Origin of the sequence: Agrobacterium sp. M50-1 (assembly GCF_049843495.1) — a bacterium.
Taxonomy (GTDB): Bacteria; Pseudomonadota; Alphaproteobacteria; order Rhizobiales; family Rhizobiaceae; genus Agrobacterium; species Agrobacterium radiobacter.
Window position 1 is genome coordinate 395,157 of sequence record NZ_JBBHZH010000001.1, and the last position, 15,684, is coordinate 410,840.

General features: G+C 60.6%; 14 protein-coding genes. 11 read left to right on the top strand and 3 right to left on the bottom strand.

What is annotated here, in order from left to right; genetic code table 11:
* The 4 genes from WDZ78_RS01700 (at position 1) to panB (ending at position 3,567) form a co-directional block, all read left to right on the top strand.
* Positions 1-912: a hydroxymethylglutaryl-CoA lyase gene (locus WDZ78_RS01700; RefSeq protein WP_425672141.1), complete on the top strand. Its 912-nt coding sequence runs from the start codon at positions 1-3 to the stop codon at positions 910-912.
* A 5-nt stretch (positions 913-917) separates the two neighbouring features.
* Complete coding sequence (locus tag WDZ78_RS01705; protein ID WP_425672142.1) at positions 918-1,688, top strand: enoyl-CoA hydratase-related protein; 771 nt, start codon at positions 918-920, stop codon at positions 1,686-1,688.
* Positions 1,689-1,840: 152 nt separating this feature from the next.
* Complete coding sequence (gene panC, locus WDZ78_RS01710; protein WP_425672143.1) at positions 1,841-2,731, top strand: pantoate--beta-alanine ligase; 891 nt, start codon at positions 1,841-1,843, stop codon at positions 2,729-2,731.
* On the top strand, positions 2,728-3,567 hold the full coding sequence (gene panB / locus WDZ78_RS01715) for a 3-methyl-2-oxobutanoate hydroxymethyltransferase (protein WP_425672144.1): 840 nt from the start codon (positions 2,728-2,730) through the stop codon (positions 3,565-3,567). Before panC ends, panB begins: the two co-directional genes overlap by 4 nt.
* A gap of 193 nt (positions 3,568-3,760) precedes the next feature.
* On the opposite strand, the gene rhaI is transcribed toward panB, so the two are convergent.
* On the bottom strand, positions 3,761-5,053 hold the full coding sequence (gene rhaI / locus WDZ78_RS01720) for an L-rhamnose catabolism isomerase (protein ID WP_425672145.1): 1,293 nt from the start codon (positions 5,051-5,053) through the stop codon (positions 3,761-3,763).
* Positions 5,054-5,105: 52 nt separating this feature from the next.
* A complete protein-coding gene (locus WDZ78_RS01725; RefSeq protein ID WP_425672146.1) occupies positions 5,106-7,202 on the bottom strand; it encodes a bifunctional rhamnulose-1-phosphate aldolase/short-chain dehydrogenase in 2,097 nt (698 codons plus the stop codon).
* A 200-nt stretch (positions 7,203-7,402) separates the two neighbouring features.
* Here WDZ78_RS01725 and WDZ78_RS01730 point away from each other — a divergent pair, with 200 nt between their 5' ends.
* The 7 genes from WDZ78_RS01730 to WDZ78_RS01760 all read left to right on the top strand — a co-directional run bounded on the left by WDZ78_RS01730 (position 7,403) and on the right by WDZ78_RS01760 (position 14,766).
* Positions 7,403-8,233 carry a DeoR/GlpR family DNA-binding transcription regulator gene (locus WDZ78_RS01730; protein WP_035262536.1) on the top strand — a complete coding sequence of 277 codons (831 nt, stop codon included), beginning with the start codon at positions 7,403-7,405 and terminating at the stop codon, positions 8,231-8,233.
* 47 nt (positions 8,234-8,280) lie between these two features.
* Positions 8,281-9,291 carry a rhamnose ABC transporter substrate-binding protein gene (gene rhaS / locus WDZ78_RS01735; RefSeq protein ID WP_425672147.1) on the top strand — a complete coding sequence of 337 codons (1,011 nt, stop codon included), beginning with the start codon at positions 8,281-8,283 and terminating at the stop codon, positions 9,289-9,291.
* A gap of 210 nt (positions 9,292-9,501) precedes the next feature.
* Complete coding sequence (locus tag WDZ78_RS01740; protein WP_425672148.1) at positions 9,502-11,037, top strand: sugar ABC transporter ATP-binding protein; 1,536 nt, start codon at positions 9,502-9,504, stop codon at positions 11,035-11,037.
* Between the two features lie 14 nt (positions 11,038-11,051).
* Entirely contained in the window at positions 11,052-12,053 is a 1,002-nt protein-coding gene (locus tag WDZ78_RS01745) for an ABC transporter permease (protein WP_425672149.1), read from the top strand.
* The gene (locus WDZ78_RS01750; protein ID WP_425672150.1) at positions 12,050-13,060 is read left to right on the top strand and encodes an ABC transporter permease; all 1,011 of its coding nucleotides are present in this window, start codon (positions 12,050-12,052) and stop codon (positions 13,058-13,060) included. The genes WDZ78_RS01745 and WDZ78_RS01750 overlap by 4 nt, the downstream gene beginning before the upstream one ends.
* Positions 13,061-13,063: 3 nt before the next feature.
* Positions 13,064-13,387, top strand: a complete 324-nt coding sequence (gene rhaM / locus WDZ78_RS01755) for an L-rhamnose mutarotase (RefSeq protein WP_425672151.1) — start codon at positions 13,064-13,066, stop codon at positions 13,385-13,387.
* Positions 13,384-14,766 carry an FGGY-family carbohydrate kinase gene (locus WDZ78_RS01760; protein WP_425672152.1) on the top strand — a complete coding sequence of 461 codons (1,383 nt, stop codon included), beginning with the start codon at positions 13,384-13,386 and terminating at the stop codon, positions 14,764-14,766. The genes rhaM and WDZ78_RS01760 overlap by 4 nt, the downstream gene beginning before the upstream one ends.
* Before the next feature lie 55 nt (positions 14,767-14,821).
* Here the strand turns inward: WDZ78_RS01760 and WDZ78_RS01765 are convergent, their stop codons facing one another.
* Positions 14,822-15,658: an alpha/beta fold hydrolase gene (locus WDZ78_RS01765; RefSeq protein ID WP_003522568.1), complete on the bottom strand. Its 837-nt coding sequence runs from the start codon at positions 15,656-15,658 to the stop codon at positions 14,822-14,824.
* Positions 15,659-15,684: the final 26 nt, after the last annotated feature.

Consider the following 15,684-nt stretch of genomic DNA (forward strand, 5'->3'; position numbering starts at 1 on the left):
ATGAGCTGGCCCCGAACGGTAAAAATCGTCGAAGTGGGCGCGCGCGATGGCCTGCAGAACGAAAGCGCCGAGGTTCCAACCGCCATCAAGATCGAGCTGATCGAGCGGCTGGCCGCAGCCGGATTGACTGCGGTGGAAGCGGGCGCTTTCGTCTCGCCCAAAAAAGTGCCGCAAATGGCTGACTCGAAGGAGGTATTTCAGGGCCTCAAACGACGATCCGGCACCGCCTATCCGGTGCTCGTTCCCAATATGAAAGGTTTCGAGGCCGCCATTGAAGCCGGCGTGACGGAAATCGCCGTTTTTGTGTCCGCCTCCGAAGGCTTTAGCCAGCACAATATCGGCTGCTCGCGCGCCGAAAGCCTCGAGCGCCTGCGCGATGTCGCGGAGACGGCGGGCGGGCGAAACATCCTCATACGCGGTTACGTTTCCTGCATTGCGGGCTGCCCCTATGACGGCGCGGTCGCGCCCGATGAGGTGGCGGCAATGGCCGAGGCGCTTATCGGGCTGGGCTGTTACGAAATCTCGCTCGGCGATACGATCGGCATCGGCACGGCCGCGTATATTCGCAACGTCATCGAACGGGTGTCGACCAACATTCCGCGCGAAAAAATCGCCATGCATTTCCACGATACCTATGGGCAGGGCGTCGCCAATGTGCTGGCCTCGCTGGATGAAGGTATCTCCGTCTTCGACAGTTCCGTCGCCGGACTGGGCGGCTGCCCCTTTGCGCCGGGCGCCAGCGGCAATGTCGCCACCGAAGACGTCGTTTATCTGCTGCAGGGGCTTGGCATTAAAACCGGTATCGACCTTATGGCAGTGGCGAAAACCGGCGACTGGATCAGCCTGCATCTCGGCAGACCGAATGCGGCCCGCGCCGGCAAGGCGCTGCTTGCGGCAAGACAGGAGGGGTGACACGCATGGCGGATGAACTGCTGAGCGAAAGGCGCAAGGACATTCTCTGGCTGACGCTCAACCGGCCGGAGGTACACAATGCGTTGAATGCTGCGATGACGGACGCCTTGGCGAAGGCCATCCGCGCGGCATCGAGTGATGGCGGCCTGCGCGCCGTGGTGATAACGGCCGCGGGAGACCGCAGTTTCTGCTCCGGGGCAGACCTCAAGGAAAGCGCCGGCGGCATGTTCCTCTCGCCTGATGGAACGAACCCCATTGCCGATGTGATGCGCGCCATCGATGGCTGCGACAAGATCGTCATGGCACGCATCAATGGCCGGGTTCTGGCCGGCGGGCTTGGCATCGTCGCCGCCTGTGATCTTGCCTATGCCGCCGCTCATGCCGAATTCGGTTTGCCGGAAGTGCGCGTCGGGCTTTTTCCGGCCATGGTGGCGGCGAAGCTTCTGGCGAAGATGCCACTGGGCCAGCTTCAGCAAATGGCCTATCTCGGCGCCCCGATCAACGCTTCCGACGCGGAGCGCCTTGGCCTCGTCAACAGGGCAGTCCCGTCGGACGAACTCGACGGCGTGGTCGAGGATATTCTCACCCGGCTGCGGCAAAATGCGCCGGGCGCGATCGCGGCCGGAAAGGCGGCGTTGCTGACGATGCGCGATATGCCGTCCGCTGAGCGGCTCGCCTTTGCCGAAAGCGTGATCGCCACAATCAGCGGCAGCAACGAGGCGCGGGAAGGGCGATTGGCCTTTGCCGAAAAAAGGAAGCCGCTCTGGGTAGAGTGATCGCGACCACTCCTGCCCGAGCACCGATTTTTTCGAAAGTCGTCCTGGGGTCAATCGATATAATCCCGATGCGTGCGTTGACCCCGTTGGGCAAATCGCGTTCTATCCAGCACCTTTCGCCGGACCGCGATTGGGGGAGCCGGAGGAGACCCATGCAGCTTGTAAAAACCGTCGCCGAATTGCGGGAGGCCACCGCAGCTTTTCGCCGTGCGGGCAAGACCATCGGCTTCGTGCCGACCATGGGCTTTCTCCATATCGGTCATCTGACGCTTGTTGCCCAAGCCAAAGCGGAAAACGACGTGACAGTGGTTTCGATCTTCGTCAACCCGCTGCAATTCGGCGCGAATGAGGATCTGGCCCGTTACCCGCGCGATCTCGCCCGCGACAGCGCATTGCTGGAAGAGGCAGGCGTCGACATTCTTTTCGCGCCCGACGTTTCCGAGATGTATCCGCGCCCGATGCAGACCGTCGTGGACGTGCCCGAACTAGGCAGCCAACTGGAAGGCGCGGTGCGGCCGGGGCATTTCGCCGGTGTCACGACCGTCGTGACCAAGCTCTTTAACCTCGTCCAGCCGGATGCCGCCTATTTCGGTGAGAAGGACTATCAGCAGGTAACACTGATCCGTCGCATGGTAGAGGACCTCGCCCAGCCGGTCAGGGTCGTGCCCGTCGCCACCGTGCGTGAGGCCGACGGGCTCGCCTGTTCGTCTCGCAACGTTTATCTAAACCCCAAAGAACGTGCCGCCGCCGTGATCGTGCCGCGCGCTCTGGATGAAGCGGCACGCCTTTATGGTGAAGGCTTCGACGACCCCGCCGCATTCGAGGCGGCCATAGAAAAATTCATCGCCGCCGAGCCGCTGGCGTCGCCGGAAGTCGTCGCGGTGCGCGATCCCGATACGCTCGCCCCCGTTTCCTCATTGCAGGCGGGACCGGTGCTGGTGGCGCTGTTCGTCAGGGTCGGCAGCACGAGGCTCCTCGACAACTGCGTCATCGGGCGCGTCATCGGGCGCGTCAAGATAGATCAACCGGAGGCTGCCCAATGAGCGCCCATGGAAAACCCAAGCGGCTGACAACAGCCTCCATCAGGCAGATGAAAGGCGGCGCGCGCATCGTCTGCCTGACCGCCTATACGACGCCGATTGCCCGCCTGCTCGATCCGCATTGTGATCTGCTCCTGGTCGGCGATTCCCTCGGCATGGTGCTTTACGGCATGGACACGACGGTCGGCGTCACACTGGACATGATGATCGCCCATGGCCGCGCCGTCATGCGCGGCGTCGAACATGCCTGCGTCATCGTCGATCTTCCCTTCGGGACCTATCAGGAATCCAAGGAACAGGCGTTCCGCAACGCCGTGCGGCTGATGCAGGAAACCGGCTGCGATGGCGTGAAGCTGGAGGGCGGCGAGGAGATGGCGGAGACCATCGCCTTTCTGGTCGCCCGCGGCATTCCGGTGTTCGGGCATGTCGGTCTGATGCCGCAGTTGGTGCACACCGCCGGCGGTTTCCGCTCGCTCGGACATTCGGATGCGGAAACGCAGAAGATCTGGCGTGACGCAATTTCAGTCGATCAGGCGGGCGCCTTCGCCATCGTCGTGGAAGGCACCGTCGAGCCGCTGGCCCGCGAACTGACCGAAAAACTCGCCGCACCTACGGTCGGCATCGGCGCATCGCCGGCCTGCGACGGGCAGGTGCTCGTCTCCGACGACATGCTCGGCCTCTTCACCGACTTCAAACCGAAATTCGTCAAGCGGTTCGCCGATCTCGGGGCGACCGTTTCTGAGGCAGCGGCAAGTTACGCCGATGAGGTGCGCTCCGGCGCGTTTCCGGGGCCGGAGCACACGTTTCAGGTTCGCAGGCAAGCGCCTTCGGGTGAGTGATAAAGCCGGGCTGAGCGCTGATCACACCCCAGCACGGCGTCATCCTCGGGCTTGACCCGAGGATCCATGGCGTGGGGTTGTGGATCCTCGGGTCAAGCCCGAGGATGACGGTGGAGAGGTTGAGGCGAGGCTTCAGCTCTCAGCAATATACTCGGCCTGACCACAGGGTTTGCACGTCCAGCAAAGCTAGCGACTATACAATCCCGCCGCTGCCGCCCACCGAAGCCGGGCGTTCCGCCGCAACATGGCGGCGATAACCGCTCGCCCGGTAGGTCGCAATCGGATCAATCGCACCGCCCGCCAGTTGCCGCGCCCTGGCGAGAACCGGCTCGACATCCGTGCGATAGGCCCGTTTCAGCGTATCGGAGGCCATCAGCGCATCATTATCCCGCTGGTAGCCGTCGAGAGCCGCGCGATCCACCAGCAACGCCTGCGCGTAAGCCCGGCGGATTTCGTTGGCGCTGGAGATCAGGCTTTCGATCGGGTCCGTCACATTGTGCGACTGGTCGATCATGTGGGCGGGATGGAAACCCTCCACACCGCGATGTTCGGCATCCACCAGCTCGTTGAAGACGAGGAACAGGCGATATGGCTCGATTGAGCCGGCATCCAGATCGTCATCGCCATATTTGCTGTCGTTGAAGTGGAAACCACCGAGCTTGCCGAACTGGATGAGCCGCGCGACGATCATCTCGATATTGGTGTTCGGCGCATGGTGGCCGAGATCGACGAGGCAGAAGGCCTTTTCGCCGAGCGTATTGGCGATGAGGTAATTGGTGCCCCAGTCCTGCACGACGGTGGAATAGAAGGCCGGCTCATACATCTTGTGTTCGGAAAAGATGCGCCAGTCATCTGGCAACGCCTTGTAGATATCGGCCATGGCCGCAAGATAACGCTCGAAACTTCTGGTGAAGTTGCTCTGCCCCGGGAAATTGGAGCCGTCGCCCACCCAAACCGTCAGCGCCTTCGAGCCGATGGCCTTGCCGATCTCGATACATTCGATGTTGTGTTCAACAGCCTGCCGGCGCGTCGCGGCATCCGTGTGGCTGAGCGAGCCATATTTGTAGGAATGGCTCTGGCCCGGCGCATCCGAGAAAGTGTTGGAATTCATGGCGTCGAAGCCGAGGCCGAGTGCATCGGCATGGGCCTTCAACCGCTTCGGATCCTGCTTGTCCCACGGAATATGCAGGGAAACATTCGGCGTTGCCCGCGTCAGCTGGTTGATGACGGCGCAATCATCCAGCTTGTCGAAAATACCGCGCGGCTCGCCCGCACCCGGAAAACGGGCAAAGCGGGTGCCGCCGGTGCCGACGCCCCAGGATGGGACAGCGACGAAAAACTCCGCCACCTTGGCCGTGACTGCGTCGATATCGATATTGCGGCGCGCAAGCTGGTTTCCAAGCGCCTCGTAGTCGTCTTTCAGCGCAGCGGCGCGCTTGTCATTTTCGGCCGCTATCACATCAACGGCGATTTTCGTGTCGGTCATCTCTTCCTCCCCCGGTAATGACGGCGACGCCGCCGCCTGTTACCGTCCCATCCTATCGTGTGAAGCTCTGCGCGTTTCCGGCATCGACATTGATGATGTTGCCGGTTGACTTGGCGGAGGCGTCGGACGCCAGGAAGTAGATCGCTTCGGCGATGTCTTCCGGGAATACATTGAGCTTCAGCATCGAGCGCTTGCGGTAATGTTCCTCCAGATCGGTCACCTCGATCTTGGACGAGGCCGCGCGCTGCTCGCGCCACTCGCCGTTCCAGATTTTCGAGCCACGCAACACGGCGTCGGGATTGACGGTGTTGACGCGAATACCCGCTTCCGCCCCTTCCAGAGCAAGGCAACGGGCCAGATGAATTTCCGCAGCCTTCGCCGTGCAATAGGCAGATGCATTGGGCGAAGAGGCAAGGCCGTTTTTAGAGGCGACGAACACGACGTTACCGCCGAGATTCTGACGCCGCAGCAGCCGGAACGCTTCGCGAGAAACGAGGAAATAGCCCGTGGCGAGAATGTCGATATTCTTGTTCCACATGGCAAGCGTCGTGTCTTCCACCGGAGCGGAAGAGGCAATGCCGGCATTGGAAACGAGAATATCCACGCCGCCGAATTCCACGCTCGCTTCCGCAAAAGCGGAAGTAACGGCATCTTCCTGCGTCACGTCAAGCTTGACCGTACGCACCGCGTCGGTGCTGTAACGCTTGACGAAATCGCCCTTGGCGGCTTCCAGCGCCGTCTCGTCAATATCTGCGAGCACCACGCAGGCGCCCTCGCCCGCCAGGCGTTCGGCGGTTGCACGACCGATGCCGCCAGCGCCGCCAGTAACAAAAGCCACGCGACCGGCAAGGCTCTTCGGTTTCGGCATGCGCTGCAGCTTTGCCTCTTCCAGCAGCCAATATTCGATATCGAAGGCCTCCTGCTCGGGAAGACCCTGATAGTCGGACACGGTGGAAGCGCCGCGCATGACATTGATGGCGTTGACGTAGAACTCGCCGGCGATGCGGGCCGTCGCCTTGTCCTTGGCGAAGGACAGCATGCCGACACCGGGGATCAGGAAAATCACCGGATTCGGATCGCGCATATTAGGTGAATTGTCGTGGCGGCAGGCTTCGTAGTAGCGCGTATAATCGGCGCGGTAAGCCTCCAGCGCCTTGTCGAGACCCGCCATCAACGCGTCCACATCAGGATGTGCGGTATCAAGATCGAGGATCAGCGGGCGGATTTTCGTGCGCAGGAAATGGTCAGGGCAGGAGGTGCCGAGCGCGCCGAGCGGCTTCAAATCCTTGGAATTGACGAATTCCAGAACCGCGTCCTGATCGTCGAAATGGCCGAGCTTGCGCTCCTCGCGGCCGATGCGGCCACGGATTTCCGGCATCAGTCGGGCAGCGATGGCGCGGCGTTCGGCAACGGGCAGACTTTTAGAAACAGCACCGCCGAAAATCGTCTTGCCTTCGGTCTTGGCGGCAAACCATTCAATCGCCTTGTTGATGATGGCGAGCGTCAGCTCGTAACACGCCTTGGCGTCATTATCCCAGGTGAACAGGCCGTGGCTTTCCAGCACAACGCCCTTGGCTCTGGGGTTGGCCTTGACGAAAGCCTCCAGATCGAGACCGAGCTGAAAACCCGGACGACGCCAGGGCAACCAGCCGATCTCCTCCCCGAATATCTGCTGCGTCAATTCTTTCGAATTCTTCGAAGCGGCGATGGCGATGATCGCATCCGGATGCATGTGGTCGACATGCTCATAAGGCACGAAACCGTGCAGCGGCGTATCGATGGAGGCGGCGCGCGGGTTGAGGTTGAAGGTGCAATGGGGCAGGAAGCCGACCATGCGGTCCTCATCTTCCACGCCCTTGTAAATACCCTTCAACGCTTCCAGCTTGTCGAGATAAAGCGTCGCAAAGCCATCGAGCTTGATGGTGCCGACATCGCCGCCGGAACCCTTCACCCACATGACGCGGACCTTCTCGCCCGTCAGCGGATCGGCCTCAAGCACCTTTGCCGATGTATTGCCGCCGCCGTAATTGGTGATGCGCTTGTCCGCGCCCAGCAGATTGGAGCGATAAAGCAGCTTGCCAGGCTCATCGAGCGTTTTGGCATAGGCATCGTCCCAACGGCTTTCGAGAAGGCGGGATTTTCCCGTCATGTCTTCCTCCCAATATCTGTCTGCATTCGCGGAGCCGATACCGGCCCGCCTCCTTTGATGGCAGATATCGCGCATCCAAAAGCACAATGTCAATCAAAAACGATCATAAATTTTCATGTTGCAGCGCGATATTGATTAATTTGATCGTTCTTGATTGACAACGTAAAGAGATTGCGAATAATCACAATCAGGAGGACCCCATGCACGAACGCGAACGCCATCGCATCATCTTGAGCGCCACGCAGGAAAAAGCTGTTGTGACGGTGCAGGATATTGCCGAACTGACGGATGCGTCGGAAGCGACGATCCGCAGGGATATCGCGTCGCTCCATGTTCAGGGCAAGTTGCGCCGCGTGCGCGGCGGGGCGGAAGCGGTGCATCCGCCGCAGCTCGGCAATCTGGCCGCAAGGCCATTCCGTGTGTCCGAATCGGTCAATATCGATAAGAAACGCGCAATTGCGCGCAAAGCGGTCGATCTGTGCCACGATGGCGATGCGATCATTCTGAATGGCGGCACCACCACATTCCAGATGGTGCATTACATGGCGGCGCGCCGCCTGCAGGTCATGACCAATTCTTTTGCCATCGCCGAGCATCTTGTCAAACATTCCAAATGCAATGTCAGCGTGCCGGGCGGCGCGATTTATCGCGACCAGAGCCTTATCCTGTCGCCTTTCGAGAACGATGCGATCCGCAATTTTTATGCACGGCGGATTTTTCTCGGTGCGCAGGGCGTAGGCGCTCTCGGCATCATGGAGTCAGACGCGCTGGTTATCCAGAGCGAGCAGAAGCTGATGCGACAGGCGGAAGAGCTGATCGTGATGGTCGATTCTTCGAAATTCAGAAAACGATCCAGCCTGATTTTATGCCCGCTCGAAAATGTCTCGACCATCATTACCGATGACGGGATTTCCGATGAGGCGGCGAGGATGGTGGAAGACGCCGGCGTCGAATTGCTGGTCGTCGGCGCGGTGAGGGATGGCAAGACAGCCGCCCCACCGGATGAAGAGGATTCTTCTTCGGTCGCCTGAGGAGCACCGAAGGGAGGAAAAAGGTTCAAAACGGGAGGAAAAGGGACATGAAACTTACACGCAGAACATTGACGAGCGCTCTGGCGCTCAGCGCGGCGCTCTCCGTCGCAGGAATGGGCGGCGTTGCCCAGGCAGCCGATGTGAAGATCGCACTCGTGGTCAAATCACTCGGCAACGGCTTTTTCGAAGCCGCCAACAAGGGCGCGCAGGAGGCCGCAAAGGACCTCGGCGGCGTCGAGATCATCTATACGGGTCCGACCAGCACCACGGCCGAAGGCCAGATCGAAGTCATCAATTCGCTGATCGCGCAGGGTGTCGACGCCATCGCCATTTCCGCCAACGACCCTGACGCTGTCGTTCCGGCGCTGAAAAAGGCTGCCCAGCGCGGCATCAAGGTCATTTCCTGGGATTCCGGCGTGGCGCCTGAGGGCCGCATTCTCCAGCTCAACCCCTCGTCCAACGCACTGATCGGCAAGATGTGCCTGCAGCTTGCCGCATCGCATCTGGAAGGCGGCAAGGGCGATTTCGCCATTCTTTCGGCCACCACCACCTCCACGAACCAGAATATCTGGATCGACGAGATGAAAAAGCAGCTGAAGGATTTCCCAGGCCTCAACCTCGTCACGACAGTTTACGGTGACGACCTCGCCGACAAGAGCTACCGCGAAGCACAGGGCCTGCTCTCCTCGCAGCCGAATGTGAAGGTCATCGTTGCGCCGACGACGGTTGGCGTTCTCGCCGCCTCGCAGGCCGTGAAGGATGCGGGCAAGATCGGTCAGGTGTTTGTGACGGGCCTTGGCCTACCCTCAGAGATGGCCGGCGCCATCAAGTCCGGCGCGACCAAGGAATTCGCCATCTGGAACCCGATCGACCTCGGTTATTCCGCCACCCAGATCGCCTATCGCCTCGTCAAGGGCGAAGCAGACGGCAAGCCGGGCTCGGAAATCGAAGCCGGTCGCATGGGCAAGATCAAGGTTGGCGAAAACAGCGAAGCGGCGATGGCTGATCCGTTCATCTACGACGCCAAGAACATCGATCAGTTCTCGAAGATTTTCTGATCTGAGAAGTGACGGCAGTGTGCGGAGGGCGCCCCCCTCTGCCCTGCCGGGCATCTCCCCCTCAAGGGGGGAGATCGATATGCCGCACCCGCTCGATCCATAAGGCAGGGTGCTATCCGCTTGCCGATCTCCCCCCGTGAGGGGGAGATGCCCGGCAGGGCAGAGGGGGATGGCCCCAATCACTTCACTCAAAATGACCGGTAATACCTGATGATGCGTGCTGAACCCCAAACCATCAACATGACAGAGGCTTCGAGCGCCACGCCCATTCTCGAAATGCGCGGCATCAGCCAGATATTCCCCGGCGTCAAAGCGCTGGATGGCGTCGATATCGCGCTTTATCCCGGCAAGGTCACCGCGCTGATCGGCGAGAACGGTGCGGGAAAATCCACGCTCGTCAAAATCCTCACCGGCATTTACCGTCCTAACGAGGGAGAAATCCTTCTCGACGGCCAGCCCGTCCATTTTCACAGCGCGCAGGACGCCATCGACGCCGGCGTGACCGCCATTCACCAGGAAACCGTGCTGTTCGATGAGCTTTCCGTGGGGGAGAACATCTTCCTCGGTCATGCGCCAAAGGGCCGTTTCGGCCTGATCGACTGGAAGACCATCAATGCCCGCGCAAAGGTACTGCTGGAACAGCTCGAAAGCACCATCGATCCGACGATCCGGTTGAAAGATCTTTCCATTGCCCAGCGCCACCTCGTGGCAATCGCCCGCGCGCTGTCCGTCGAGGCGCGCATCGTCATCATGGACGAACCGACGGCCGCCCTCTCCCGCAAGGAGATCGACGATCTCTTCCGCATCGTTGAAAACCTGAAGCGGCAGGGCAAGGCGATCCTCTTCATCAGCCACAAGTTTGATGAAGTCTATGAGATCGCCGAAAATTACGCGGTGTTCCGGGACGGCAGGATGGTTGGCGCGGGCAATCTTGCGGCCACACCGCAGGACGAGATCGTGCGGCTGATGGTAGGCCGCGACGTGACGAACGCCTTTCCCAAGCAGGCCGTTAGCCTTGGTCCGACAGTTCTTTCGGTGCGCGATTATTCCCATCAGACGGAGTTCCGCGATATTTCGCTCGAGCTGCGCAAGGGCGAGATACTCGGCCTTTACGGGCTGATCGGCGCCGGCCGCTCCGAACTCTGCCAGTCGCTGTTCGGCATTACCCGCCCGGCCTGCGGACAGATTACACTCAATGGCGAATCGCTCACCATCCGCTCGCCGGAAGATGCGATCCGCGCCGGCATCGTTTATGTGCCTGAAGAGCGCGGCCGCCACGGTCTCGCGCTCGAAATGCCGATTTACCAGAACATGTCGCTACCCTCTCTTGCGCGCACTTCGCGCAAGGGGTTTCTGGCCGCCGCCAATGAATTCGCGCTGGCACGCAAATATGCCTCGCGGCTCGATCTGCGCGCCGCCGCCCTCTCGGTGCCCGTCGGCACGCTTTCGGGCGGCAACCAGCAGAAGGTGGTGATTGGAAAATGGCTCGCTACACAGCCCAAGGTCATCATTCTCGATGAACCGACCAAGGGCATCGATATCGGCTCCAAGGCCGCCGTGCACGGCTTCATCAGCGAGCTTGCGGCCGAAGGGCTCTCCATCATCATGATTTCATCCGAACTTCCCGAAATCCTCGGCATGTCCGACCGCGCCATCGTGATGCGCGAAGGCCTGATGGCGGGCCAGTTCGAACGCGCCGATTTTTCTCCGGAAAAGCTGGTGCGCGCCGCCACCGGCAACGCCTGAGAGGGGGCAAAACCATGCAACGTCTACTCAAAAATCGCGAATGGCTGCTGGCGGGCATCATTGTCATCATGATCGCCGGTTTTGCGCTGCGCGCCCCCGGCTTCGGCCGACCGGCCAATCTCGTCAACATCTTCAACGATACCTCCATCCTCATCATTCTGGCGCTTGGCCAGATGGCCGTCATTCTCACCAAATCCATCGATCTTTCGGTTGCCGCCAATCTCGCCTTCACCGGCATGGCTGTGGCGATGACCAATGCCGCCTTTCCGGGCATTCCGTTGCCGCTTCTCATCGTCATGGCGGTCGGCATCGGCGCATTTCTCGGTTCGCTTAACGGCGTGCTGGTCTGGTGGCTCGGCATTCCGCCCATCGTCGTCACGCTCGGCACGCTCACGATCTATCGCGGCATGGCTTTCGTGCTGTCGGGCGGCGGCTGGGTGAATGCCCACCAGCTTTCCCCCACCTTCCTCAACGTGCCGCGCACCATGATCCTCGGCATGCCGGTTCTTTCGTGGGTTGCCATTCTCATCATCGCCGGCGCCTGGCTGGTGCTCAGCCGCACCTCCTTCGGCCGTTCGGCCTATGCGTCGGGCGGTAATCCGAGTGCGGCTGTCTATGCGGGCATCGATGTCGGCCGCACGCGCTTCTTCGCCTTCGTGCTGTCAGGCGCACTTGCCGGCCTCGCCAGCTATCTCTGGGTATCGCGTTACGCGGTTGCCTATGTCGACATCGCCGCCGGTTTCGAGCTGGACAGTGTGGCGGCGAATGTGATCGGCGGCATCTCGATTGCGGGCGGCATCGGCTCGGTGGCGGGTGCGGTGCTCGGCGCGCTGTTCCTCGGCGTCATCAAGAACGCCCTGCCCGTCATCGGCATTTCACCCTTCGCACAGATGGCGATTTCCGGCGTGGTGATCGTGCTCGCCGTCGTCTTCAACGCCCGCGCCGAAGCTCGAAAAGGCCGTATCATCCTGCGTGACCGCGCAGCAAGCGATCAGGCCAGGGAGGCCGCAGCATGAGCACGACGCCTCAACCAGCGCAGAATCCGCGCATCATTCCAGACAAGCTCGGCACGCCGCTACGCCGCATCATGGCCAGCTGGGAAGTACTGCTGCTTGGCGTTGCGATCCTCATCTTCATCGCCAATTCGCTGGCCTCGCCCTATTTCCTCAATGCCTGGAACCTGTCGGATGCGACCTTCAATTTCACGGAAAAGGCGATCATCGCCTTCGCCATGGCGCTCCTCATCATCGCCGGTGAAATCGATCTTTCCGTCGCCGCCATCATCGCGCTCGCTTCCACCGCCATGGGTGCGGCAGTTCAGATGGGTGTCGGCACACCCGGCCTCGTCGCCATCGGCATCGGCACCGGACTTTTATGCGGGGCTTTCAACGGCTTTCTCGTTGCGGGACTGAAACTGCCATCCATCGTCGTCACCATCGGCACGATGAGCCTGTTTCGCGGCATTTCCTACATGGTGCTGGGCGATCAGGCCTATGGCAAATATCCGGCGGATTTCGCCTATTTCGGTCAGGGCTACGTCTTCTCCGTCATCTCCTTCGAATTCGTGCTGTTCCTTGCAATGGCTGTCATCTTCGCCATTCTGCTACACGCCACCAATTTCGGCCGGCAGGTCTATGTGATCGGCAATAATCCCTTCGCCGCCCGTTTTTCGGGTATTCCGGTCGAGCGGGTGAAGTTCATCCTGTTCCTTTTGACCGGCCTGATGAGTGGCATCGCCGCCGTCTGCCTTACCTCGCGGCTCGGCTCCACCCGCCCGTCAATCGCTCAGGGCTGGGAGCTTGAGGTGGTGACCATGGTGGTGCTGGGCGGCGTTTCCATCCTCGGCGGCTCCGGCACCATCGCGGGCGTCGTTATTGCGGCTTTCGTCATGGGCCTCGTCACCTTTGGGCTTGGGTTGCTCAATGTGCCTGGTATCGTCATGTCGATCTTCGTCGGCCTGCTTTTGATCATCACCATCGCCATCCCCATCGTTGTGCGCCGCCTTCGGGCCATGAGAGGCTGAGCCATGCCGGAACTTGAAAAACACGCCTTCAAGATGAAACTCTTTCCCGGAAAAGAGGCCGAATATAAAAAGCGCCATGACGAGATATGGCCGGAACTGGTGGCGCTGCTGCATGATGCGGGTGTGAGCGATTACTCCATTCATCTCGACCCGGAAACCAACATCCTCTTCGGCGTGCTGACGCGCCCGAAGAACCACGGCATTGCGGCACTGCCCGATCATCCCGTGATGAAGAAATGGTGGGCGCATATGGCCGATATCATGGAGAGCAATCCCGATAATTCGCCGGTCGCAAAAGATCTGGTGACGGTGTTCCACCTGCCATGAGCGAGAGCATCAAACCGGGCCGCGTCGCGGTCATCGATATCGGCAAGACCAATGCCAAGGTCGTCGTCATCGACACCGGCAACGGCGAGGAGATTGCCGCTGAGAAACAGGCGAACCCCGTCCTTCGCGATGGAATTTATCCGCATTACGATGTGGAGATGCTTTGGCGTTTCATTCTCTCCACGCTTCAGCGGTTCGGCCAGAAGCCCGGCTTCGATGCGATTTCCATCACCACCCATGGCGCTTCGGCAGCACTTCTCGATGGAAACGGCGATCTCGCCATGCCGGTGCTCGATTATGAACACGGCTATCCCGCAGCCATTGAGGCAGCCTATCGTGGCATTAGGCCCGATTTTGCCGAGACCGGCTCGCCGCAGCTACCCGTCGGGCTGAACCTCGGCGCACAAATCCATTTCCAGAAAACGGCCTTTCCGGACGATTTCTCCAGAGTGCGCAGCATCGTCACTTATGCGCAATATTGGGCGGGGCGGCTGACCGGCGTTCAGGCCACGGAAACGACCTCGCTCGGCTGCCATACGGATCTCTGGAGCCCGCGGCGGAAAAGTTTCTCCTCGCTCGTCGCGCGTCTCGGCATCGAGCAATTGATGGCGCCGGTCCGCTCCGCTTTCGATGTGCTGGGAACAATCCGCCCGTCGCTGGCGCTGGAAACCGGTCTTTCCCCGCATATGCCGGTCTATTGTGGCATCCACGATTCCAACGCGTCGCTCCTGCCGCATCTTCTGCGCCGCGACGGTGATTTTTCGGTCGTCTCCACCGGCACCTGGGTGGTAAATTTCGCCATCGGCGGCGCGGCGGGTGCACTCGATCCCACCCGTGACACACTCCTGAATGTCGATGCGCTCGGCCGTCCCGTTCCCTCGTCCCGCTTCATGGGCGGCAGGGAATATGAAATGCTGGCGCAACAATTCGGGACAACGGAAGACGAAGCGATAGACGCGGCTCTCGGCGGTGTGGTTGACAGGGGCATGATGCTGCTGCCGAGCGTCGTCAGCGGCTCCGGCCCCTTTCCGGACAAGGCAGCGCACTGGATCGGCGATGAAAATGCCACAGCGGCGGAACGGCACGCAGCGACGTCGCTTTATCTGGCGCTGATGACGGAATGTAGCCTCTCGCTCATCGGGCGGAAAGGTCCGATCCTTGTAGAAGGCCCCTTCGCCAGCAACACCCTTTATCTGAAGGCGCTGACCGGCTTTGCAGCGACCGAAGTAACGGCGGTCGAAGGGTCCACGGGCACCAGCGCTGGTGCGGCCCTGCTCACCGGCATCAAGCCGCTTGCCGGTCGCGAGCGCCGTTTCACGCCACACGACATTCCCGGTCTCGCTTCTTACCGCAATGCCTGGCGAGGCCACATAGCCTGATGCGAAACGCAAAATGCGGCCGAATGGTCGGCCGCATTATGATTTTGCAGAAGGATCAGCCCTTGATGAAGGCCAGAAGATCGGCATTCAGCACATCGGCATTGACGGTGAGCATACCGTGCGAGAAGCCGGGATAGGTCTTCAGCGTACCGTTTTTCAACAGCTTCACCGATTTCAGGGCAGAGTCCGCAATCGGCACGATCTGGTCGTCTTCACCATGCAGAACCAGCGTCGGAACGCTGATATTCTTCAGGTCTTCCGTCTGGTCGGTTTCCGAAAATGCCTTGATGCCATCGTAATGGGCCTTTGCGCCGCCCATCATGCCCTGCCGCCACCAGTTCTGGATAACGCCTTCATGAACAGTCGCGCCATCGCGGTTGAAGCCGTAGAACGGGCCGGCCGGTACATCGCGGAAGAACTGCGCACGGTTTGCGGCAAGCGACGAGCGGAAGCCGTCAAAAACCTCCATCGGCAGGCCTTCCGGATTGGCCTCGGTCTTCAGCATCAGCGGCGGCACCGCGGAAACGAGGACGGCCTTGGCAACGCGACCAGCGGGTTCGCCATGTTTGGCGACATAACGGGCGACTTCGCCGCCGCCGGTGGAGTGGCCTATATGGACGGCGTTCTTCAGATCGAGAGCTTCGACGACGGCAAAGGCGTCGGCGGCGTAGTGGTCCATATCGTGACCGTCGGCAACCTGGGCGGAACGGCCATGGCCACGGCGGTCATGGGCGACGACGCGAAAACCCTTGGAAACGAAGAACAGCATCTGCGCATCCCAGTCATCGGACGAGAGCGGCCAGCCATGGTGGAACATGATCGGCTGAGCGTCCTTCGGGCCCCAGTCCTTGTAGAAGATTTCGGTTCCGTCTGTCGTCTTAACAAAGCCCATGATCGTTTCTCCTTCGGTTGCGTTGG